At 40.4% G+C, this 23,807-nt stretch carries 22 protein-coding genes and 1 tRNA gene; 10 read left to right on the forward strand and 13 right to left on the reverse strand.

Annotated elements, in window-relative coordinates; all coding sequences use genetic code 11:
• Positions 1-78 precede the first annotated feature (78 nt).
• From E0H79_RS03520 to E0H79_RS03545, 6 genes are all read left to right on the forward strand, one after another.
• On the forward strand, positions 79-336 hold the full coding sequence (locus E0H79_RS03520; protein WP_004973099.1) for a helix-turn-helix domain-containing protein: 258 nt from the start codon (positions 79-81) through the stop codon (positions 334-336).
• A gap of 235 nt (positions 337-571) precedes the next feature.
• Positions 572-1,831, forward strand: coding sequence for an OmpP1/FadL family transporter (locus E0H79_RS03525; RefSeq protein WP_131260821.1), 1,260 nt, complete (start codon positions 572-574; stop codon positions 1,829-1,831).
• A gap of 550 nt (positions 1,832-2,381) precedes the next feature.
• Positions 2,382-5,021, forward strand: coding sequence for a DNA mismatch repair protein MutS (mutS, locus tag E0H79_RS03530; RefSeq protein WP_131260822.1), 2,640 nt, complete (start codon positions 2,382-2,384; stop codon positions 5,019-5,021).
• A 213-nt stretch (positions 5,022-5,234) separates the two neighbouring features.
• A complete protein-coding gene (gene fdxA / locus E0H79_RS03535) occupies positions 5,235-5,558 on the forward strand; it encodes a ferredoxin FdxA (RefSeq protein WP_004973093.1) in 324 nt (107 codons plus the stop codon).
• Positions 5,559-5,700: 142 nt separating this feature from the next.
• On the forward strand, positions 5,701-6,420 hold the full coding sequence (locus tag E0H79_RS03540) for a D-Ala-D-Ala carboxypeptidase family metallohydrolase (RefSeq protein ID WP_004973092.1): 720 nt from the start codon (positions 5,701-5,703) through the stop codon (positions 6,418-6,420).
• Between the two features lie 151 nt (positions 6,421-6,571).
• Positions 6,572-7,237 (forward strand): O-methyltransferase, encoded by a 666-nt coding sequence (locus E0H79_RS03545; RefSeq protein WP_004973089.1) that lies wholly within the window; start codon positions 6,572-6,574, stop codon positions 7,235-7,237.
• A 180-nt stretch (positions 7,238-7,417) separates the two neighbouring features.
• On the opposite strand, the gene E0H79_RS03550 is transcribed toward E0H79_RS03545, so the two are convergent.
• The 12 genes from E0H79_RS03550 to E0H79_RS03605 form a co-directional block, all read right to left on the reverse strand.
• The gene (locus tag E0H79_RS03550) at positions 7,418-8,260 is read right to left on the reverse strand and encodes a universal stress protein (RefSeq protein ID WP_096900923.1); all 843 of its coding nucleotides are present in this window, start codon (positions 8,258-8,260) and stop codon (positions 7,418-7,420) included.
• Between the two features lie 126 nt (positions 8,261-8,386).
• Positions 8,387-9,013, reverse strand: a complete 627-nt coding sequence (locus E0H79_RS03555; protein WP_096900924.1) for an acyltransferase — start codon at positions 9,011-9,013, stop codon at positions 8,387-8,389.
• A complete protein-coding gene (locus E0H79_RS03560; protein ID WP_096900925.1) occupies positions 9,006-9,605 on the reverse strand; it encodes an IMPACT family protein in 600 nt (199 codons plus the stop codon). The genes E0H79_RS03555 and E0H79_RS03560 overlap by 8 nt, the downstream gene beginning before the upstream one ends.
• Before the next feature lie 222 nt (positions 9,606-9,827).
• Positions 9,828-10,595, reverse strand: coding sequence for an LPS export ABC transporter ATP-binding protein (gene lptB / locus E0H79_RS03565; protein WP_004973074.1), 768 nt, complete (start codon positions 10,593-10,595; stop codon positions 9,828-9,830).
• Entirely contained in the window at positions 10,595-11,161 is a 567-nt protein-coding gene (gene lptA / locus E0H79_RS03570) for a lipopolysaccharide transport periplasmic protein LptA (RefSeq protein WP_004973072.1), read from the reverse strand. Before lptA ends, lptB begins: the two co-directional genes overlap by 1 nt.
• The gene (gene lptC, locus E0H79_RS03575) at positions 11,151-11,693 is read right to left on the reverse strand and encodes an LPS export ABC transporter periplasmic protein LptC (protein ID WP_004973071.1); all 543 of its coding nucleotides are present in this window, start codon (positions 11,691-11,693) and stop codon (positions 11,151-11,153) included. The genes lptA and lptC overlap by 11 nt, the downstream gene beginning before the upstream one ends.
• A 40-nt stretch (positions 11,694-11,733) precedes the next feature.
• A complete protein-coding gene (locus E0H79_RS03580) occupies positions 11,734-12,273 on the reverse strand; it encodes a KdsC family phosphatase (RefSeq protein ID WP_004973069.1) in 540 nt (179 codons plus the stop codon).
• 3 nt (positions 12,274-12,276) lie between these two features.
• Positions 12,277-13,254, reverse strand: a complete 978-nt coding sequence (locus E0H79_RS03585; protein ID WP_004973067.1) for a KpsF/GutQ family sugar-phosphate isomerase — start codon at positions 13,252-13,254, stop codon at positions 12,277-12,279.
• A 403-nt stretch (positions 13,255-13,657) separates the two neighbouring features.
• A tRNA-Gly gene (locus E0H79_RS03590) sits at positions 13,658-13,733 on the reverse strand.
• A 65-nt stretch (positions 13,734-13,798) separates the two neighbouring features.
• Positions 13,799-15,220, reverse strand: coding sequence for a cysteine--tRNA ligase (gene cysS, locus E0H79_RS03595; RefSeq protein ID WP_131260823.1), 1,422 nt, complete (start codon positions 15,218-15,220; stop codon positions 13,799-13,801).
• A 199-nt stretch (positions 15,221-15,419) separates the two neighbouring features.
• Positions 15,420-16,532, reverse strand: coding sequence for a beta-ketoacyl-ACP synthase III (locus E0H79_RS03600; RefSeq protein ID WP_004973062.1), 1,113 nt, complete (start codon positions 16,530-16,532; stop codon positions 15,420-15,422).
• A 30-nt stretch (positions 16,533-16,562) separates the two neighbouring features.
• Positions 16,563-20,522, reverse strand: a complete 3,960-nt coding sequence (locus E0H79_RS03605) for a DUF3418 domain-containing protein (RefSeq protein WP_131260824.1) — start codon at positions 20,520-20,522, stop codon at positions 16,563-16,565.
• A gap of 375 nt (positions 20,523-20,897) precedes the next feature.
• Between E0H79_RS03605 and ahpC the strand changes: the two genes are divergently transcribed.
• The 3 genes from ahpC (at position 20,898) to E0H79_RS03620 (ending at position 22,580) form a co-directional block, all read left to right on the forward strand.
• A complete protein-coding gene (gene ahpC / locus E0H79_RS03610) occupies positions 20,898-21,461 on the forward strand; it encodes an alkyl hydroperoxide reductase subunit C (RefSeq protein WP_131260825.1) in 564 nt (187 codons plus the stop codon).
• A 186-nt stretch (positions 21,462-21,647) separates the two neighbouring features.
• Positions 21,648-22,124: a hypothetical protein gene (locus E0H79_RS03615; protein WP_004973055.1), complete on the forward strand. Its 477-nt coding sequence runs from the start codon at positions 21,648-21,650 to the stop codon at positions 22,122-22,124.
• A gap of 249 nt (positions 22,125-22,373) precedes the next feature.
• Positions 22,374-22,580, forward strand: a complete 207-nt coding sequence (locus tag E0H79_RS03620; protein ID WP_004973053.1) for a hypothetical protein — start codon at positions 22,374-22,376, stop codon at positions 22,578-22,580.
• Between the two features lie 87 nt (positions 22,581-22,667).
• Here E0H79_RS03620 and E0H79_RS03625 read toward each other — a convergent pair whose 3' ends face one another.
• On the reverse strand, positions 22,668-22,886 hold the full coding sequence (locus E0H79_RS03625; protein WP_004973051.1) for a DUF1653 domain-containing protein: 219 nt from the start codon (positions 22,884-22,886) through the stop codon (positions 22,668-22,670).
• A 251-nt stretch (positions 22,887-23,137) separates the two neighbouring features.
• Here E0H79_RS03625 and E0H79_RS03630 point away from each other — a divergent pair, with 251 nt between their 5' ends.
• The gene (locus E0H79_RS03630; RefSeq protein ID WP_004973048.1) at positions 23,138-23,482 is read left to right on the forward strand and encodes a hypothetical protein; all 345 of its coding nucleotides are present in this window, start codon (positions 23,138-23,140) and stop codon (positions 23,480-23,482) included.
• The last annotated feature ends 325 nt before the right edge of the window (positions 23,483-23,807 follow it).

Raw genomic sequence — 23,807 nt, forward strand, 5'->3', positions numbered from 1 at the left:
AAATTTATGCAGCTGTAGGACAATACTTATTTTAATAACTCATTGACTTGTTTATTCGACCCTAAGGAGGAGATAACTATGCATCTGCTTCAACACAGTCATAATCATGTGAATCATACTGTAGAGCAAACGGCTTGTTTGGATTTAGCACAACAGATCATTAAAGTTCGGCAAAAAATGAATATTTCACAAACTGAACTTGCGGCAAAATTGTGTATCTCTGCCCGAACTTTAGAAAGTTGGGAACGTGGTGTCCGTCAACCGTCGAGTTCTGCTCAAGCATTGATTCGATTATTTATTAAATCGCCACAATTTGTGTTAGAAAACTTGGCATAAAGCACTTTGTAATTATGAATTAAAGCAATGTAAATCAATAAAGAAGCTCCCAAGGGAGCTTCTTTGGTCAAAAGAGTTGAAGCATCATTTTGATATACATATAGAATGAATACCCTTGCTGTTTCATAGCTATATATTCAAAAATAGAATAAAGATATGAATTTATATTCAAATACAAGAATACAACTTTTCAATATACTGCCGCATATATTGTTTTTACTCGATCTATATTCTCATGAAATATCTATCTTCTTTTATCTCAATTGCTGTTATCGCACCTTTGTTTTCAACATCTGCTTTTGCAACAACAGGATATTTCATGCATGCATATAGTGTGAAATCTCAAGGAAACGCAGGCACAGCTATTGCCAATTTTCAGGACAGTCTGACTATTGCAAGCAACCCAGCGGGTTTGAGCTGGTTAGATAAGCGTGTTGATGCAGGTTTAACTATTTTCTCTCCAAATCGTGAGTCTGAAATTACAGGAAATGGTTATGGAGCAAATGGTCAGTATGATGGCAATAGCCGTAAATACTTTGTAATTCCAGATGTAGGTTATGTTCACCCAGTGAATGAACAAGTCACTGCGGGTATTGCGGTTTATGGCAATGGTGGCATGAATACCAATTATAAAAATAATCCTTATGCAGTTTATGATAATACAGGAAGCGCAGGTATTTCATTAACCCAAGCCTTTATTTCACCTGCTTTATCTTGGAAATATGCAGAAAATCAATCTATAGCCTTGGCTGCAAATATTTTATATCAACGTTTTAGTGCACAAGGTTTTGCTGGTGATGTCTTTGGTGGTGCTTCGTCAAACGGTGCGGCAATTAGCGATCGTGGCAATGACGATTCATACGGCGTAGGTGCACGTATTGGCTGGTCGGCAAAACCAAATGATAAACTGACCCTTGGTGCAAGCTATTCATCTAAAATTAATGCCAGCCGCTTTAAGAAATATGAAGGTTTATTTGCCAAACAAGGTGATTTTGACGTACCTGAAAGCTATGGTGTAGGTTTAAATTATCAACTTACCCCTGCTTTATCAGTCGCGACAGATTACTTACGCATTAATTATTCAGATGTAGATTCTGTTGGCAATAAACTGGATCAATTATTCGCAAACAATAAATTTGGCACAACACAAGGTCCTGGTTTTGGATGGGATGACATCAATGTCTATAAAATTTCAGCGACTTATCAAGCCTCAGAAAAACTGACTTTACGTGCGGGTTATAGCTATAACGATCAGCCTGTTAAAAATGATCAAACCTTCCTAAATATTTTGGCACCAGGTGTGGTACAAGAGCATTTAAGTATTGGTGCAACTTGGCGACTCGATGATCAACAAAATGTAAGTGTGGCTTATACACACGCACTCAAAGAAACAGTGCAAGGTAACAACTCTATCCCCGCTGATTTTGGTGGTGGCGAAGCCAATTTAAGCATGAGCCAAAATATTTTGGGCGTGTCATATAGTTTGAATTTTTAAATTCTACATAGCTTGAGTTTGAATAATAGCTTGCCATGATCTGAAAAGATGATGGCTTTTTTTACTTTGATTGTGATGAAGTTTTTCCAAAGTACGGCTTTTAGCTAGAAATAAGACCATGCAAAGCATAATGTTACAACATGCACTACTTTCTAAATGAATCCATAGAAAACAATCAAATTTCGATGCTTTTTATAACGATGAATTACACGAAAAACTCAGTAAAATTCAGCCAAATGACACAATAATTTTCACTTTTAACTTCGCAAATCATACATTTTCAACAGCTAAGCTCTTTGAGCTATGCGATATCATTTTTGAAACTGTCGGTTTAGATTTTATGGGCGATATTTTTTATGGCTGTGTGCTCACTAACACACCCGATCAATTGAATATTATCCATTTAAAAGCTTAAACCGCTCGATGTTCGACTCGTTAGAGAGCGAGCAACAATGACATGCAGGTTCACTAATTTGACTAAGATGGCGTAAAATAAGCTAGTCACATACTTACACTTAAATTACGCTTCAAATTAAAGGACTTCAACTGCATGAACATGACAGAAATCATGGCTGATCTATCTTCACACACTCCAATGATGCAGCAATACTTACGGGTGAAGATGGAACATCCACATTCTTTAATGTTCTATCGCATGGGCGATTTCTACGAATTATTTTTTGATGATGCACACAAAGCTGCCAAACTTTTAGGCATTACCCTCACCCACCGTGGTAAAACTAGTGGCAAACCTATTCCAATGGCGGGCGTGCCATATCATGCTGCTGAAGGTTATCTCGCTCGCTTGGTCAAAAAAGGCGAAACCGTGGTAATTTGTGAGCAAATTGGCGAGGTGACAGGCAAAGGTCCTGTAGAGCGTGGAGTAGTACGGATTATCACCCCAGGCACGCTCACCGATGATGCCTTGCTCAACAGTCATCAATCTTCCAACTTGGTCTCTTTATGCTTACAGCAAAACCAAATTGGTATCGCATTGCTGGATTTAAGTGCAGGGATTTTTAAAGTTCAGCAAATGGATTATTTGCCTGAACAACTCGCGATTGAACTTTCTCGTTTAATGCCAAGCGAAATTGTGGTCGATGAAGATATTGTCGATCCGAATATTATTGAACAGGTTAAAAAGCAGCTTGACTGCCCTGTGACTAAACGCCCAAATGTCGATTTCAACCTGAACAATGCACAAAAAACGCTTTGTGATCAATTTGCTGTATCGTCACTTTCAGGTTTTGGTATTGATCATTTGCCCTTAGCCAAAGCAGCAGCGGCAGCGTTAATACACTACGCCAAAGAAACCCAAAAAACGGCTTTACCACATATTCGCAGTATTCAATTAGAACAAAGCAGCGATTTTATTGCGCTTGATCCTGTGACCCGACGTAATTTGGAATTGGTTGAACCATTATTTGAACACGGCACTTCTTTATGCCAACTGATTAACGATTGCCAAACTGCCATGGGTAGCCGTTTACTGAGTCGTACCTTGATGCAACCTTTGCGTGACACGGCATTGTTAGATGCAAGACTGGATGCAATTCAAGCCTTAATACAAGGTTACCATGAGTCGCCTGTGCGTTTGGTACTGAAAGAAATTAGTGATATTGAACGTGTGCTGAGTCGTGTCGCACTCGGTAGCGCACGCCCACGTGATTTGGTACAACTACGTCAGGCCTGTGCGCAAATTCCCTATTTGCGTCATGCCTTACAGCCCATTGTTTCTGCACAACAATCCGCACTCATTCAAAACCTGAATGAAGAACTGGGCGATTTTCATGGACTGCATCAACGGCTGATGCAGGCAATTGTAGAAAACCCACCTGTACTATTGCGTGATGGCAATGTCATTGCAGAGGGTTTTGACAGTGAACTCGATGAACTACGCAAAATCCGTGATCATGCGGGGCAATTCCTGATTGATTTAGAAGTCAAAGAGCGCCAAGAAAGCGGTATCCCAACGTTAAAAATTGGCTACAACCGTGTTAGTGGTTACTACATTGAACTCACTCGCGCCCAAGCCGAGCAAGCACCTGAACACTATATCCGTCGTCAAACTTTAAAAAATGCAGAACGCTACATCACCCCAGAGCTAAAAAGTTTTGAAGATAAAGTCCTGTCTAGCGAGTCCCGTGCTTTAGCCCGTGAAAAGATGCTATTTGAAATGCTATTGGATGAATTACGCCAAGACATTGCTCAATTACAAATGATGAGCAGCGCGATTGCACAAATTGATCTATTGGCAAACTTTGCCCATCAAGCACGTTTACGCAATTGGGCACGCCCTGAATATAGCCCTGAAATTGGAATTAAAATTACTGTAGGACGTCATCCTGTTGTTGAGGCCTTGAGTAAAACCGCCTTTACACCGAATGATACTTTACTCGACTACAATCATCGTTTGGCAATTATTACTGGCCCGAATATGGGCGGTAAATCAACGTATATGCGTCAAACCGCACTCATTGCCCTACTTGGCTATTGTGGTAGTTATGTGCCTGCCCAAACAGCCGTATTAGGTCCTATTGATCGCGTGTTTACCCGTATTGGTTCTGCCGATGATTTATCGACAGGTAAATCGACCTTTATGGTCGAAATGACTGAGACTTCACAAATTTTACACCATGCAACCTCACAGTCTTTGGTGCTGATGGATGAAGTTGGTCGCGGAACCAGTACCTACGATGGCTTATCTTTGGCATGGGCATGTGTGTTGGATTTAAGCAAACGCATCAAATGTTTATGCCTATTTGCAACGCATTATTTTGAATTGACCGAATTAAGCAAAGAATCTGGGGTGGATAACTACCACGTAACCGCCAAAGAAATGAATGGCAACCTGATTCTCTTGCACAAAGTTCAACAAGGTCCTGCAAGCCAAAGTCACGGTTTGCAAGTGGCAAAATTGGCAGGCATTCCAGCCAATGTGATTAAAGAAGCGCAAAACCGTTTAAGAATTTTAGAAAAACAGCAGCACAAAAATGTCAATTTAGCCGTTCAAGATGACCTATTTGCACCAGCAACAAGCTCAGCTGAACCAGAAGTGATTGAACGTGTAATAGAGGTAGAAAAACCATCACCTGCTTTAGATTTATTACGCAGTATAGATGTCGATAATTTAACGCCACGACAAGCGCTGGAACAATTGTATGCTTTAAAGGAACAATTGAACGCTTAGCCGCTGTTATTTCTAAAATATTTGAGCTAAACAAAGACTCTCAATTGAGAGTCTTTGTCATTTATAAGTTTTTTTGATGGTTTTATCCCCCTTTTATCAAATTTAGCAGCACTGTCTATATCAAATATCAGTAAAAGCGATTGTTAGTTGTAGTGATTTTTGCCTAAAATAGACTATTCTGAATTAGAACCATATTTTTAGGTAGCTGTCGCCATGACATTTGTTGTCACTGAAAACTGTATTAAATGTAAATATCAAGACTGCGTTGAAGTTTGTCCTGTAGACTGCTTCTACGAGGGTCCGAACTTCCTTGTCATTAATCCAGACGAATGTATCGACTGTGCATTATGTGAACCAGAGTGTCCTGCCAACGCTATTTTCTCTGAAGATGAATTACCAGAAGGTCAGGAAGTGTTTATCGAGCTAAATGCTGAACTTTCACAGACTTGGCCAAACATTACACAAATTGGCGATCAACCTGCTGATCGTGAAGAATGGAATGGCAAACCAGACAAATTACAATACTTAGAAAAGTAAGTTCGTCTTGTTGTGAAAAAGATCAGTCCTGTGCTGATCTTTTTTTATACCTAAAACACACATTTGATTGCAATATTTTCAAATTTTAACCAGCATTTTCGATTAGAATACTGCCACTTTAAATAAATATCTGATTTGCCTAATGAAGAAATTTTTCAAGGCGCTGTTTTCGTTCAGCATTGTTCCCGTTATCTTGGTTGCCTGTAGTTCAACCCCAAACAGAACAACAACGATCACCACGCCCGATGGAAAACGAATTTTCATTCCTCAAGAAAAAATCACCTATGAGCGTCAGGTAGCACCTAAAATTGTGCCTTATTCGTATAATGCATGGGTGGCAGTGAGTGATAATTTACGCCAAGTTCGTGAATATGAACGCTTCTTGGAACACAACGGTGTTGGCAATATTATTCCAAGTTTTGAATTAATGCGTACCGCACGTGACTGGCAACGCTGTGGACGTTCGCAATTTATGATTCCAAGTCGTGAATTGTGGCAAAATCAGGTGCCTACCTTGCGTGTATTTAAATATTTGGTCGCCTCTAAAGTCTTAACTGATTTTGAAGTCACTTCTGTCTATCGAGATTTACCACTGAATCAATGTGCAGGTGGTGCGAACTCATCGCGTCACTTATTTAACTCAGCCATTGATTTTAGAATTGGGCCACAATTCCCGAATGCCGAAGACTATGCCTATATTGAAAGTACCAAATACAGACTGTGTCAGTTCTGGCAGCAATATGGTCAAAGTTTAAACATGGGCTTAGGCTTATACGCTTCAGGACAAATTCATATTGATACACAAGGTTATCGAACTTGGGGGCCAGATTTAAGCCGCCATTCATCTATGTGTAATTTCTAATTCAGTGTTGTTTAGAATTAAATCCTAAAGAGGTCAAATTGACCTCTTTTTTTATTGCGAAATAGATTATCACCTGCTCCATTCCGCGAATAAATTGCACTCTGAGCAGAAAAGTTTACAATGCACACATCGCAACAAAGGTGAGCACGCTATGCAACAAATGTGGACGGATATCGATCACTATATCGAATCACATTTAATTCCCGAAGACCCAATTTTGACGCAAACTTTAGAAAATACCGATGCCAAAGGTTTTCCAGATCACCTTGCAGTTGCGGCAAATCAGGGCATGTTGCTACAAATGCTCATTCAAATGAATCAATGCAAACGTGTGTTGGAATTGGGCACATTCGCAGCTTATAGCACAATGTGGCTAGCACGTGCGCTGCCTGAAGATGGTTATATACTCACGATTGAAGGACGTGATACCCATGCAGCTTTGGGACAGGAAAATATTGACCGCGCTCAATTAAAACAAAAGGTTGAATTAAAAGTTGGTCGTGCTGCAGAAATTCTAAAAGCTCTGCCAGAAGATACTGAAGCTTTTGATTTTATTTTTATTGATGCCGACAAACAAAGCTATCCTGAATATTTGGAACTGAGTCTTAAACTTTCACGCTCAGGTACAATTATCTTTTTAGACAATGTAATTCGTGCAGGGGAAATTTTAAATCCTGACAATCACAAACCAAGCATTGAAGGGATTCGTGACATGTTCAAAGCCATGCAAAATCATTCGCGAATTTTATCGTGCACAGCATTACAAACTGTAGGCAGCAAAGGACATGATGGCTTTGCTTTAGCGATTGTAAAGTAAAGTCCACACAAGGTTAAAAAACAACCTAAAGCAATTTTACATTATATATTATAATGTTACATATACTGTCCATACAGTTATCCACAAATTATGCGGATAACCATGGACAGTCAGCAAGCATTTACATCAGTTCAACTAAACAATCTTTTGAAATGATCTTTTTTGAATCATTTACGATTTTTACTTTGCCACCAACAAAGGAACAGTTGAGTTACGGAAAATATTGGTGGTAATGCTTCCCAAGAAAAATTGGTGAATTTTACTGTGACTAAATGCCCCCAGTACAATCAACTGAATACCATGTTCACGTTGATAATCTAAGATATTTTCAGCCACATCGCCATAACGATATTCCACCACCACATCTAAACCCGCTGAAGTTAAAAAATCTGCAGGTTCATTTAAAACTTCTGGGTGATCACCGACATAGAGCAAATGACATTGCAATAATTTAAGCAAATCACTTTGTGCAATTCGCTTCATCATTTTGATACAAGTTGGGGAATATTCATAAGCAAAAATAAAACGGTTTGGTGCTTTAAAATGCTCTCCGACAGTCATCACAGTACAATTTGCACCACGAATAAAGTTTTCGACATTACTGCCTAATGCCTTATTGCGTTCAGCAGATTTCTCGCCCACACGTCCAATCACCACAATATCTTCTTCGTTCAGCACACTAAAACTTTGTTCTAAAAAGTCGCCTTTTTCTTGAATGTGGGTAGGTACAATGCCGAACTTTTCCTGAATCATACTGGAAATGTGCTGCAATAAATTGTTGCTATAATCGAGTGCTAATTCACTTTGTTTTTGTTCTAATTCGGCTAATTCTTTGAGTAACATGGCATTACTTTCAAAACCAATCACGCCACTAATTTCCCCCAAATGATAACTGGCGGGGTAATAATCCAAAACTTGTAATAACACCAATTCACGTTGAGTTTGTGTTGCAATCCACGCAGCAGCTTCAGCAAGCGCATTAATACAAGGCGAAGAATCAATACAAGCAATTACACGTTTCATTATTGCCTCTCTTACTGCCTTTTGCAGGCTATTTTTTAGTTGTTATTTTTAACTTAACACAACTCGTGTTGCAGGGACATGAAAAAATGTAATGAAGTTTAAAGATTTAGCCTTGCTGCATCGTATTTACTCACGATAACGAATCAATTTGGCAGGGTTTCCTACCACAATTTCCCGCTCCTGAACATCTTTGGTGACCATGCTATTCATACCAACGACTGCATGTGCCGCAATCTTCACCCCATCTTTAACACCAACATGCGCACCTAACCAAACATCCTTACCAACTTCAATGCCCTGTGAACGCACCGCTTGCTGATAAATGGGCTGATCCAAAGCCATGCCATGATCAAATGCATATAAATGACAATATGCTGCGATACGCACCTGATCATGAAGCTTAATTCCAACTCTGCCACCATCTAAAATACAGTGGTGATTAATCGCGACTTCATTGCCAATTTCTAAAGGGCCATGCAAAGTACAATCGGCTGCAATAAAGGTATTATCGCCAATACTGATTTTACGCCCCGGCTCTGCAAAAATATGTGCCAAAGGGGAAATAAAACAGTTTTTGCCAATCTCCACCGTTTCCATTGCCATTAAATAAGCTTGATATTCCTGCTGCCAAGCTTCTGCCCATACACGATGTTTAGGTTTTAATGACCAATATAACCACGGCATGTAGTTTAAACGGTGTTTATGCTGCTCACGGTACTTCGATAATGGATCAGGTGAATTTGCTTCAGTCATCTTGATCATCCTCAAGGATTTTGAGTTGTTCACGCCCACGGCTAATATCTTGTAATTTTAGTTTTAAAGGGTCTATTTGATCGACTTGCATGAATGCCTTTACCAACACGCCTTCGGCGGTGTAGTCTTCGCTGTACTCAATCTGCTGACTATTTAGCTCGTATTGTAAAATTGCCCACTCATTAAAATGACAGGAAAATTGCACGGTCTTTTTTTCAATCAGTTCTATTTTTTCTGCTAGAGCCAAACATTGCCCTGCACATCCCCCATAGGCACGTACCAAGCCGCCTGTGCCCAATTTAATGCCGCCGTACCAACGATTCACCAACACCAAAACATTAGTCAACTCATTGCCTTCAATCGTGGCTAAAATAGGACGTCCTGCCGTACCTGAAGGTTCGCCATCATCATTAAAACGTAATTGATGCCCGATTTTCCATGCCCAACATTGATGTGTGGTAGATGAATCACGCTGCTGTTCCAAAAAAGTTTTTACCGCTTGCTCATTATCTACAGGCACAGCAATTGCCTGAAATCGACTTTTTTTAATTTCTTCTTCAAAAGTGATGGGCGCAGCAATGGTAAATGGCATAACACTCCAGATCAATCAACCAGTTAAATAAAAACTTGATAATTATAACGTGTTTAGCGCTCTAACGTATTTAGAGTTATAGCTTATTTGGACTGATAACCACCATGAAAAAACCTTCTATCCTCAAAGGTATAGAAGGTTAAATAATGTTTACACGACTTTCTGTTCTACAACTTATGCAGTAAGCATACGAAAACCAATAACGGTTAGAACATTCAAGCTTTAAACAAAAAAGTCTTCACCCAAATAAACTTCACGCACAATTTCATTTTCCAGAATTTCTTGCGGTGTACCCTCTGCAATGACTGAACCTTCGCTAACAATATAAGCACGTTCACAAATGGCTAAAGTATCACGGACGTTATGGTCGGTAATTAATACGCCAATGTCACGATCTTTTAAGGTACGAATGATATCTTTAATATCACCGACAGAAATAGGATCGACCCCTGCAAAAGGCTCATCTAACAACATAAATTTAGGGTCTGCTGCCAAAGCACGGGCAATTTCTGCACGACGGCGTTCGCCACCCGACACACTCATCCCTAATGAATCTTTAATATGCGTGATTTTAAAATCTGCCAGCAATTCTGATAAACGCTGCTGACGTTGCTGTTTATTTAAATCTTTGCGGGTTTCTAAAATAGCCATAATATTTTCAGCGATGGTCAGCTTTCTGAAAATAGAGGCTTCTTGCGGTAAATAACCAATCCCCTTACGCGCACGTTCATGCATGGCAAGGTCAGATAAATCCAGTTGATCTAAATGGATTTCGCCTTTATCCATACGCACCAAACCCACAACCATGTAGAAACTGGTGGTTTTACCCGCACCGTTCGGCCCAAGTAACCCGACAATTTCACCACTTTTCATTTCAAATGAAACGTCTTTAACCACCCAGCGCTTATTATAGTTTTTGGCTAAATGCTTAATACACAAAGTCTGCTGACCGTGCTGGACGCTGTCCTGTGCTGCGCTCGTTTGATCCATTAATCACGCGCTCCTGGGAATGATTTTGAACTTGATGGTGGAATCACAATTTTTACACGACCCGCTTCAGAACCAGTTTTGTTCGGTGTACCAATCGCTTCAACATCGCCTTTGTTCATACTATAACGCAAGGTATTACCACGAATACTGGCTCCATCTTGCTCTAAAAGTGCGCCACCCGTTAAGGTGATAATGCCTGTTTCAGCATTGTAAACAATCTTTTGCGCCTGACCTTTGGCAAGCCCTTTGGCTGGATCAGTCTTTTGCTGGAATTGCGCAGGTCTGCCCGTTGCCGTAATGACACTAATTTCTTTTTTGCTGTTCAGATTAGCAACAATCGAATCTGCCTGCAGTTTCATGGTGCCCTGTTCAATCACCACATTGCCTGTATAAGTGGTGACGCCAGTACGTTCACTAAAGGTCGCACGGTCTGCCAATAAAGTAATAGGCTGACTGCGGTCTGACGGAATTGCCCATGCACCTGCCGATGAAAGCACCGCCAAGCCCACAAGTGCTGCTTGTTTTATCAACGCTTTAGGAGCTGTAAGCTTAGATTTATGGTTCATACTTTCCTCGAATATTAAAAAATTCGTATTGCCCGTCATTTAAATTGGCTTTTAAGCCCTGACTGATAAAATCAGCCTGTGGAGATTGTACAGTCACTTGTTTTTCGGTACTGATTTCACGTGTTTTAGGAAACACATTCAACTCGACTGTTTCAAGCGTCAGTTTGCCTTGAGCGAGTAACTTGGTTGCTAGCACTTGATCTGACAACACAACCTTTTCATTGTCATTAAAACCTTGTGCCTGTTTAGCAAAAAAAGTGGCATCCACCGCGCCCGCTTTATACATAGAGGCATTCAAATTTTCCAGCTTAGAGGTTTTTTGCTGCATGTCTTGCTCTAAACGGTCAATTTGCGCACGCACATATAAATTGCCCTGCTCATCTGTTTGGGTCAGATGAATTTGCTCTGCACTATAAGTCATAGAGCGAGCAGCGTCAGTTTCCAGTTTTTTGCCTTTACCGCTGTAATAGTAATAACCACCACTTACAGCTGCAATTGCAATCGCAGTAACGTATAAAACTTTAGTATCCATAAGTGGGGCTGTAACTCAAACCTTTGAATGTATGACTTAATTAATGAGGGATGCTGAGATATTTTTCAAGTAAGCTTTGGTACACACCTTTGGCGGTTAAAATCATATCGCAGATTTCACGTACCGCACCGCGCCCACCCATGGCCTGTGTGACTAAATCGGCACGACGACGCACTTCAATATGTCCATTTGGCACTGTGACTTTCATCCCTGCAATCGAAAACGCTGAAAGATCAGGCCAGTCATCGCCCATATAGAGACAATCTGCAGGTGATAAACCTAACTTGGCACAGGCTTCCTGCAATGCAGTGCCTTTATCTTCACGTCCTTGGTAGACCAAATCTACACCTAAATCGGACATGCGTTTTTCGACAATATTACTTTTACGACCCGTGATGATAATGACTTTAACACCTGCTTGTTGCACCAGTTTCATACCTAAACCATCACGAATATCGAATGATTTAATTTCATCACCGCTGTTGGTTAAGGTGACAAAACCATCACTTAGAATTCCATCGACATCTAAAACCAAAGCTTCAATATGACGCGCTTGCTCTAATAAAATATAAGATGCCATTGTTTAGTTTACCCCTGCTTGAATCAAGTCATGCATACTGATCACACCAATGACTTTATTGGCATCATCCACCACCACAAACTGATTGATTTTACGGTCACGTAATTGTTCTAAAGCTTCAACTGCACGTGCTTCTTGTGAAATCGTTGCAGGATGTTGAGTCATCACTTGCCCAACTTGTAAATTCACATCAAAGCCCTGTTGTTTATCAATTAAACGTCGTAAATCACCATCGGTGAAAATGCCTAACAAGACGTCATTTTCATCGACAATTGTGGTTAAACCTAGACGTTTGTTTGAAATTTCGTATAACACTTTGTTCATTGGTGTATCTGGTGCAACTTTAGGTAATTCTGTACCGGTATGCATCAAATGTTTCACATGCAATAACAGGCGCTTACCCAAAGCGCCTGCAGGATGTGAACGAGCAAAATCATCGGCAGTAAAACCACGTGCATCAAGTAACGCTACAGCCAATGCATCACCTAATGCCAAGGTTGCAGTCGTACTTGAGGTTGGTGCTAAACCAAGTGGACAAGCTTCCTGAATATTGCCTAATGTTAAAGCGACATCAGCATTTTGTGGCATCGGCCCGCGATCATCACCGCTAATTGTGATTAGAGGAACTTCCAGATGTTTGATGAGTGGCATCAACATCATAATTTCATCACTTTTGCCGGAGTTGGAAATGGCAATTAAAACATCACCCCGTACCAACATTCCCAAATCACCATGCCCTGCTTCACCCGGGTGCATAAAGAAAGACGGCGTGCCTGTAGAGGCAAACGTCGCAGCCATTTTACGACCAATATGACCTGATTTTCCCATACCTGTGACCACAACACGCCCTTTGCAATGCAACATGATTTCGCAGGCACGGCTAAAACGCTGATCAATTTGCGTCGCCAAGACTTGTAATGCTTGTTCTTCTATTCTTAAAGTGTCTAAGGCTACAGATTGGAAATCAATGGTATTTGACATGTTTGGCATTCAACGTTCAACTTAAATTGAGTATTTTCTACACCTCAATAAAAGCGATTTATTGAAGCACATTTAATTTTCGCAATTTTAGCATATCTATGCAATTCTACACTTTGATTCTGCGTGTGTTTTTTGTTTTAACGCATTTTTGTATGCTGTTTTAATTAACTCGCTTTTTGACTCGAGTTTCAAATGAAAAACAATCATATTTGAGCTTAGGCTATTTATTTTATTGATTCAAAGTTGCAGATAAAGCTAAAGATAGAACTAGCTCAGAAGCATATTTCAACGAAAATGCTCTAAAAATTATGGATCAAACCCATCTATAAAGCTGACTGCAAGCAAGCTGTAACAAACAGCCATAAAAAAACGCTTATCTTTCGATAAGCGTTTTTTAAAATTTTGGAGCGGGAAACGAGACTCGAACTCGCGACCCCAACCTTGGCAAGGTTGTGCTCTACCAACTGAGCTATTCCCGCAATATGGAAGTGAATTATAGAGAATTTCATACAACTGTCAACTCTCTATGCTCCCAAGTGCTCAATTAATCAGCACGACGCCATACTGTACCTTGACGGGTATCTTCCAAGACCACACCTTGATCGAGCAAAGACTGACGAATTTCATCAGCACGGGCGAAATCTTTGGCTTTTTTGGCATCCTGACGTTGCTGAATGAAGTCTGCAATGGCTTGTTCAGATAAACCTAAAGCGTCCTGACCAATATCAGACTTCAGGAATTCGTCAACATCATGCTGCACCAAACCTAAAATATTGGTCAAATGACGCAAAGTCGAATAGTACACCGCCGCCTGATCTGCCTGCTGCTCTTTTACTGAACGGTTCAGCTCTTTATTGACTTCAAACAGCACTGCAATTGCTTCGGCTGTATTGAAGTCGTCACGCATTGCAGCATTAAAGCGCTCCACCAAAGTCTCATCTAACTGCTCAACTGTTTGCGTACCGTACGCTTGTTGATAAGCTTTAAATGAGTGATAGAAACGTGATAATGCGGTTTTGGCTTCTTTGAGTGCTACATCGGAGAAGTTTACAGGGCTACGATAATGCGATGACACAATAAAGTAGCGGATCACTTCAGGATGGAATTTTTCCATCACATCACGAATGGTGAAGAAGTTACCCAATGACTTCGACATTTTTTCGCCATCGACATTAATAAAGCCAACGTGCATCCAGTAATTTACATACTGCTCACCTGTTGATGCTTCAGACTGGGCAATTTCATTTTCATGGTGTGGGAACATTAAGTCTGAACCACCACCATGAATATCAAAATGATTACCTAAGCAGCAAGTCGACATCGCAGAACATTCAATGTGCCAACCCGGACGTCCATTGCCCCACGGCGAAGCCCAAGATGGTTCATTTTCTTTGGCATGTTTCCACAAAACAAAGTCAAATGGATGCTTTTTGTCGACTTCAACATCAACACGCTCAGACGCGCCCGCCTGCATGTCTTCTAGCTTGCGACCTGAAAGACGGCCATATTTGTCAAATTTTTCAACCTGAAAATAAACATCGCCATTACTTGCAGGATAAGCTGTGCCTTTATTGACCAAATTACCAATCATATTTTGCATTTGATCAATATATTCAGTGGCACGTGGTGCAGCATCAGGTTCAACACAGCCTAAGTTTGCCGCATCTTCATTCATGGCTTGAATAAAACGATCTGTTAAAGCTTGAATGCTCTCGCCATTTTCATTGGCACGTTTAATAATTTTGTCGTCAATGTCGGTAATGTTGCGGACATATTTCACATTCCAACCTTGACTGCGCAAAAAGCGAATGATGTAGTCAAATGCAACCATAACCCGCGCATGCCCGATATGACAGTAATCATAAACCGTCATGCCACAGACATACATGTCGATATGTCCTTCTTTACGCGGAACAAATTCAACTTTTTTTCGTTGCTCTGAGTTATATAGAACAAATGGTTGCATAGGTTTTCAAAATAGGTCTATTAAAAGATGCTCCATCTTAACCTAAGCATTATTTTTCATAAAGTTTTTCGATGTTTTTATTCTGTATGTGTCTGTGTGAAGAGAATATCGCGGATGATCCAAGCCTTCTCCCGAAGGAGAAGGAACTTTTTAATACCTGTACTTAGGCGTTTGCTGATCTTATACGGTTTGGCAAAGCTTATGCAGCATCACGTTTTTGTACCAAAATCGCGCCAACTGAATAGCCTGCGCCAAATGAACACAAGACACCATATTCACCGTTTTCGACTTCGTGTGCAGTACGGTGTAAAGCGATAATTACCCCTGCCGAAGAAGTATTGGCAAACTCATCTAAAATAATAGGTACTAAACCTGGTTGTGCTGCTTCTTTACCAACCACCAATTTCAAAATGAGTTCGTTCATGCTGGCATTGGCTTGGTGCAACCAGAAACGCTTCACCTCGGTTGGCGCAATCTGATTCTTTTCTAATTGCGCAGTAATCATTTTGGCAACTAAGGGGCAAACTTCTTTAAAGACTTTACGACCATCTTGATGGAAGCGTTTATCGTCAATATCTGCATTTTCACTTAAGTTTAAAAAACCGAAATTATTACGGATATTATTCGAGAACTGAGTAAACAGGTTCATGTCCAAAATTTCGAAACCTGCTTTGGTTTCAGTGTCTTCCAAAATTGAAGCGGTTGCTACATCACCAAAAATAAAGTGGCAGTCACGTGAACGGAAATCGTTATGACCTGAGGTAATTTCGACATTCACCAACAGTACGCGGCGCGCACCTGCTTTAATCGCATCATGCGCTTGCTTAATGCCGAAAGTCGCAGCAGAACATGCCACGTTCATGTCATAGGCATAACCTTGAATACCAAGCGCAGTTTGAATTTCAATCGCCACCGCAGGATAAGCACGCTGCAAGTTTGAGCAAGACAAAATCACCACATCAATATCTTCTGCGGTCACGCCTGCATTTTGCATGGCTTGTTTTGCAGCAATTACACCCCATTCTGCTTGTAGCGAAATTTCATCATCCCCGCGTTCACGCAAATTTGGACGTAAACGGTTAATGTCCAGAATACCTGTTTTTTCTGACACGTAACGGCGTTTTACCCCAGAGGCTTTTTCGATAAAGTCAGCACTTGAGCCACGACGTTCTTCAAGCTCACCTGCTGCAATTTTGTCAGCATTGAGCTGATTATACTGTTCCACATAAGCATTTAAACTTTCGACCAACTCTTCATTGGTAATAACATCTTCTGGGTGATAAAGACCAGTACCTGTAATGCGAATGCCCATGTAAAACTCCTTCTAGAAATTACTAATATCTTAACTGATTCCGAGCTTTTCCCATACTTTTTGCAGCCGAGTTGCAGAAATTGGCATTTTGGTTTTCATGGGTTGAGAGAACAGCGATATGCGTAATTCTTCCACCATAAAGTACAATTCCTTGAGTCGGGCATCTTGTTTGTGTTTAAACAATTTGTCCATCCAAGGGTCAATTTGGGCGATGGCAGCATCGTCTCTTTGCAAGTTGTTGGGTAAGCGGTCTAAACGTAATAACAACGCTTTCAAATAGCGCGGATATTCGCTCCACACCTCTACAGGCTTGCTATACACAAAGTCTGCCAGATGCATTAAGTCCAGCTGATCTTCAATATCATCCATATTTTTGGCAAACACGGCTTCATCTAGCATAAGGAGCTGACGGCGGATGTCTTGCCAAGCAATATAAATTTCATTAAAGATACGCAGCGTGGTTTGACCATGACTGAGAAAAGTCTTTTTTACCTCAAGCTGCAAGTTTTGAAACTCTTCCAAGTTGACTGGCACGTCACAAATAATGCTTTGCAAGGTCGCATAGATCAACATTTGCTCAAGTTGTGCTTTATCACCCAAAGGTGAGTACGCCAAGGCCAATGGTTTGGCAATTTGCTTTTTCAATTGCCGTGATAAATCGCCTAATTGCACATGCAGCAAACGAATCACCCCTTCACGATGCTGATGAATCGCCTCGCGCTGATCATTAAAGGTTTGAATCACCACACCCGATTCATCTTTTTGTGAAAGTTCTGCAAAAGCTTTACTTGGTACCAACGCCTGATATTGCTTAACCACTACGCCCGTGACTTTTTGCGAGGCTTCAAATACAAATCGTTCAGGGAAGGTTTGGAATTCGCCGTGTAACTGTTTTACTGGACTGTGAGTTTCGGTACGGCAACGCGCTTTTAATTCAGATAAATCACGCCCTTGCTCAATCACCCGCCCTTTTTCATCTAACACTTTAATGAACGGCAATAAATACGCATCTACTCGCTCAAAGCTAAAGTCTTTTTCGGTGATGTGCTCTGCGCGTAACTGGAATGCCAAAAAGCTAAAAATGTGCTCGCGTAAATTTACCGCATCAACACGTTGTAGCAACTTTCGAGCTGTGTCTGGAATAGGCACCAAATGACGACGCTTATCTTTAGGCAAAGTCTTGAGCAAGGCTTCAATTAAATTTTCACGCCAACCCAGAACACCCCACGACCAGATATTTTCATCGACCTGTGCCAACGCTTGCACTGGAATTTTAACGGTTGCGCCATCTTCATCATGGCTGGGGTCAAAACGGTAACTGGCCGCCAAGCGCAGCTCACCATTACGCAAATAGTCAGGAAATTGCTGCGTGGTCGGACGATCATTCAGCCAAAGTGCATCATCTTCCACAAATAAATAACGTGGATTTTGCGGCTCTACTGTGGCACGCCAATCTTCAAAGGAACGACGGCTTGCAACTTCTGCAGGTACTTTGGCGGCATAAAATTGATAAATAGTTTCTTCATCAACCACTAAATCACGACGACGTAATTTATCTTCAACCCGTTCCACTTCTTCCAGTTTAAGCAGGTTGTGTTTTAAAAATGGTGGGGTAATGCCCAAGTTGCCTGTGGTTAAAGCATCACGTAAGAATATTTCATGGGCGGCTTCCTGATCGACCTTTTCGTAATTGACAGGACGTTTCGGCTCGATAATTAGACCAAACAGCGAAATCTGATCATAGGCATTCACCACGCCTGCTTTTTTAGACCAATGTGGTTCAAAATAGTGATGCTTCAGCAAATCACGTGCAGCCAATAAAATCCATTCAGGTTCAATTTTTGCCAAGGTGCGTAGATACACTTGCGAAGTTTCTACCATCTCAAATGCCATGACCCACGGTGTATTGGTTTTATGCAAAGTCGATGCAGGGAAAATTCGTGCTTTTTGTTGGCGTACTGCCATAAACACATTGCGCTCATCGGTTTTATTGGCAATAAAAGAAAGCAACCCTGTTAATAACGCCCGATGCAGATTTTCATAACTGGCTTTTATCTCATTAAACGACAGTTTTAAGCCACGCGCCAAATCCACCAATTGTTCATGAGTTTTCTTCCATTCACGTAAACGCAACCAACTTAAAAAATGCTGACGGGCAAAAGTACGACGTTTGTTTTCACTCATGCCATCACGGTTTTCGTGTAAAGTTTCCCACAATTTTAAATAGAATAAAAAGTCAGAATCTGCTTCACGGAACAAAGCATGTTTTTGATCGGCTTGCATTTGTTTGTCTGCAGGACGTTCACGCGGGTCTTGTACCGCCAATGCCGCTACAATAATCAGGACTTCATTTAACACCCCAAAATGCGCACCGCCTAAAATCATACGTGCCAGTCTTGGATCAATCGGCATTTTTGCCATTTGCTGACCAATTTTGGTTAAGCTGCTGCCTTGAAGCTCGCCTTTATTAGCGGTGGATTTAGTGGAATTATTCGGATGATTGTCTCCCTTTTGCGTCGCAGAGCTACTCATTCCGTCTAAAAGAGGGGCTTTACCCTTCTCAATCATCGCACCCAGTTCAATCAACAGCTTACGACCATCATTGACTAAACGATGATCTGGCGGCTCAATAAAATCAAAATCTTCGAGCGTACCCAAGCCCAAACTTTGCATTTGTAAAATGACCGATGCCAAGTTGGTGCGTTTAATTTCAGGTTCAGTAAACTCTGGGCGACTTAAAAAATCTTCTTCTGAATACAGGCGAATACAAACGCCTGGTGCAATACGACCACAACGTCCTTTACGCTGATTCGCTGCTGCCTGAGATACTGCTTCAATCGGTAAACGCTGCACCCGTGAGCGATAGTTATAACGTGAAATACGTGCAAAACCGCTATCAATCACATAGCGGATATTGGGTACAGTGAGTGCGGTTTCAGCGACGTTGGTGGCAATAATAATGCGACGACCACCACCTGAAGGATTAAAGATTTTTTGTTGTTCCGCCAAAGCCAAACGCGCATACAACGGTAAAATTTCAGTATGACGCGGTCCATGCTTATGCAAGGTTTCTTGCAGCTCCCGAATTTCCTGTTCAGTACTGGCAAAAATTAGAATATCGGCATGTTCAGGATGACCTTTTTCCTGTGCATCGGCAAAGCATTCTTCTACCGCTTGCACCACTGCGCGTGGCAAGTTTTCTTCAAAGTCATCAAACTCATCATCATCACTACCACCAATGCTTAATTCAGAAATTGGACGATAACGTACTTCGACAGGATAGCTTCGACCTTCGACCTCAAAAATAGGTGCGCCGTTAAAATAGTTACTAAAACGCTGCACATCTAAAGTTGCAGAAGTGATGATGACTTTTAAATCAGGGCGACGTGGCAAAAGTTGCTTTAAATAGCCCATAATGAAGTCAATATTTAAAGAACGCTCATGCGCTTCATCTATAATAATGGTGTCGTATTTATTTAAATAACGGTCATTGACAAGCTCTGCTAACAAAATACCATCGGTCATTAAACGGACAATTGAATCTTGCGAACCCTGTTCATTAAAACGAACTTTAAAGCTGATGGACTCGCCCAACTTTTCGCCAACTTCTTCGGCAATACGCTGAGATACACTTCGCGCAGCAAGACGTCGTGGCTGAGTATGACCAATTAACCCCGTTAAACCACGACCTGCCAACATTGCAATTTGTGGTAACTGTGTGGTTTTCCCCGAACCCGTTTCACCCGCCACAATAATGACCTGATGTTGCTGAATTGCAGTAATCAACTGTTCGGCAGATTGAGTCACAGGTAAATCTTGATTCAACTTGATATCGGGAATGCGCTGCGCACGCTCCAACACTTTTAAATTAGATTTTTCAAATAATTCCTGATATTGCTTTGGATTGGCATCTTTGCCTTTTCGTAGTCGATTTAAACGATGACGATCACGCGCCAAAACGAGGTGGTCTACATTTAAATGACTCTGCACAGAATACGCTTCCTAACCAAAACACAAACGCGTATTTTACGCTGTAATGCCTTTAAGCGAAAGAACAGTGATTTAGAATGCGTATTTAAAAAGTTTTAAATCCCCCCTTGAATTTCAAAATAGCATCCCCATATAGATGTATGTTCACCAATTGCTTGAAATGGGTTGTATTTGAACCTGAAAAATAGGTTGTCATGCAATCATCATCATTTTGAGGCCTAATAAAGACTCAATAATGCTGTGATGAAAGTGTACGCTTTTTACATACTCATTTGTTTTTCCGATGCTAGTAATGTAAAAATACCATTTCAGCAATAAAACAAAATCAGATACTCTATTGCCAACGAAATACAAACCTTAATCATGGAGACAATGATGAGCTTAATTAATACTGAAGTTAAACCATTTAAAGCAAATGCATACCACAACGGTCAATTCATTGAAGTAACTGAAGCTGATCTTAAAGGCAAATGGTCTGTAGTATTCTTCTACCCTGCTGACTTCACTTTCGTTTGCCCAACTGAGCTTGGTGACCTTGCAGACAACTACGCAGAATTCCAAAAATTAGGCGTTGAAATCTATGCAGTTTCTACTGACACTCACTTCACGCACAAAGCTTGGCACGATTCTTCAGAAGAAATCAAAAAAATCCAATACGTAATGGTTGGCGACCCAACTTGGACGCTTTCTAAAAACTTCGAAGTATTAATCGAATCTACTGGTCTTGCTGACCGTGGTACTTTCGTAATTGATCCAGAAGGTAAAATCCAAATCATCGAAATCAATGCTGGCGGTATTGGCCGTGATGCTCAAGAACTTCTTCGTAAAGTTAAAGCAGCTCAATACGTTCACGCTCACCCAGGTGAAGTATGCCCAGCTAAATGGAAAGAAGGTGATGCAACTTTAGCCCCATCTATCGACCTAGTAGGTAAAATCTAAGTTTTAGATTAAACCACTCAAAAAAACCACGCATATTTTGCGTGGTTTTTTTTAATCAGAACATCACCCTTTTCTACCTTATTTATTCATATTTCATCTCTAGAATAGAAAATGTAAAAACATTACAACACTACAATCGAATCTGTACCGGTAACAGTTATGAGATTTATTTTTGAGGGCTGTTCTATGAAAAAATTATTTTTACTTTCAACATTAATAGCATTTTCAGTGCCAGCTTTAGCTGATTTCAACTGTAATGGCAGCATTAAAAATCGAACTATTGATGATAATGTCAAAGTGCATAAACAATGTGTTCTTGATCATGTGACTATTAAGGGCAACCTAATGTTGCATTCCAACTCACATACGGCAATTAAAAATAGTACGATTGATGGCAATTTAGAATCTAAAGGAAACTTTAGTCAGGTTAATGCACATGCCAACCGCATTGATGGCAATATCCAACTCGAAGATGGGCGTAACATCCAACTCACGTCAAACCGTGTAAATGGCAATATTCAACTTAAAGATAATTCAGGCTCAATCGTTGTAAAAAATAACCGCGTGAATGGCAATTTAGAATGTGAAGATAACCGCGTAAAACCGACTGGCGGCACAAACCGTGTTTCTGGTGACAAAGAAGATCAATGTCGTCATCTATAAAATCTAGTCTTTCAATCATTTTATTTAAATGAATGACTATTCATGTGCAAAGCATAAACACCACATCCTAAATGTGGTGTTTTATTTCGCTTCATAATAGTTTTGTCGTTTTTGGCACGTTTAGGTTGCGCAAAAAACTTATATTCAAAAGTTACAATTCTGTAATACTTTTTAGCAAGCACTTCACTTATGTTCAAAATAAGCAGATTTATTCTGTGAAAAATAATATAAAAAATAAAGGAGTTGCTTATGGGTAAAACACTTGCCGTGACATCCTGGACATACAGTGCATCTTCACGTTATTTAAAAATATTTTACGAAAATGGCTCTGGGGATTTATTCCATCCTGTACCACAATTTATTTATGACAACTTATTAAGACGCAGTGATAAAGCAGCTTTTGTGAGTAAATATTTAGCATACGATTTAAGCTTTAACCGTATTTCCATTCAATAATTGATTTTATTAAACTTTGAGCATCCACATAACGATCCAATCTAAAAATAGATTGGATCGTTTTAAATAGGTAAATAACTTCAAATATTAATACACTTCTTGAATCAATTTAAAGCGTTCCTGTTCACGGTCATCATCCAAAGTAATACTCTCCGTGAACATATCAAGCGGTCTGGCCCAAATAGAATAATCGCCATATAAGCATTGATAAACCACCAATTTCTCTTGGGTTTCACTGTGTGTAGCCACATGCAGCACTTGATACAATTGCCCTTTATAATGTTGATAAATCCCTTTTTTAAGCATTTTACAATCCCAATCTTACAGAATGGCATTACTGTACAATAAAAACTGTAACCATTCTTAAGATTTCACCTTATCAGAAAAAATGAATCACATCGGCATATTTTTCTCTAATTTATCGTTCTAATCTACACAACAAAAAAATATCTAAACGCATTACATTATTTGAACAATTTTAAGCTTCAAATTGATTGTTTTTTGGTTATATTCGCATTATCCCATCTTAAGTGGATGAAAAAAAAGGAAACATGATAATGAATAAACTTCTTATTGCTTTAGGTCTTGCTGCCACTGTAGCACTTGTAGGTTGTGCAAAAGAAAAAGCACCAGAAACAGGGGCAACTACGGGTGAACACTTAGAAAACGCTGCGGCTCAAGCTGCACATGATGCCAAAGATGCAACACATGAAGCTGCTACTGCTACAGCAACTGCGGTAGATAACGCAGCGCAAGCAACTGAAAATGCTGCACACAATGTTGCAACAGCAACAGAAAACGCAGCTGATGCGACTGTACAAGCTGCTAAAGATGCAACTGCTGCGACTGCAGGTGCGGTTGAACAAGGTGCTGCAAATGTGAAAGAAAAAGCACAACAATAATTTGATTGTATAAAACAAAAACTCCTGAGCAAGTTCTCAGGAGTTTTTTATTCAGCACGATTTAATTAGGGTCTGTTGACAATTCGTCTATGTTTGCGACATGAGAGATATCTCGCAAGGTTTTTTAGCTGATATAAGGCATGGGACAGGAAATTTACTCATTTTAAATGACTGGCACATAACGTAATAGCAGCAAAAAATATGCTTGTACCCTTGCGCAGCAAACAAAGCAGTGCTTTGTTTTTGCTCATGTGGCTAAAACTTTCACAGATTGCGTTATAAAACTTGAAAATAAACCCGTTATTCCCTGCGTTTCATGCCTAAT

This window comes from Acinetobacter sp. ANC 5045 (genome assembly GCF_004331005.1).
GTDB lineage: Bacteria > Pseudomonadota > Gammaproteobacteria > Pseudomonadales > Moraxellaceae > Acinetobacter > Acinetobacter towneri.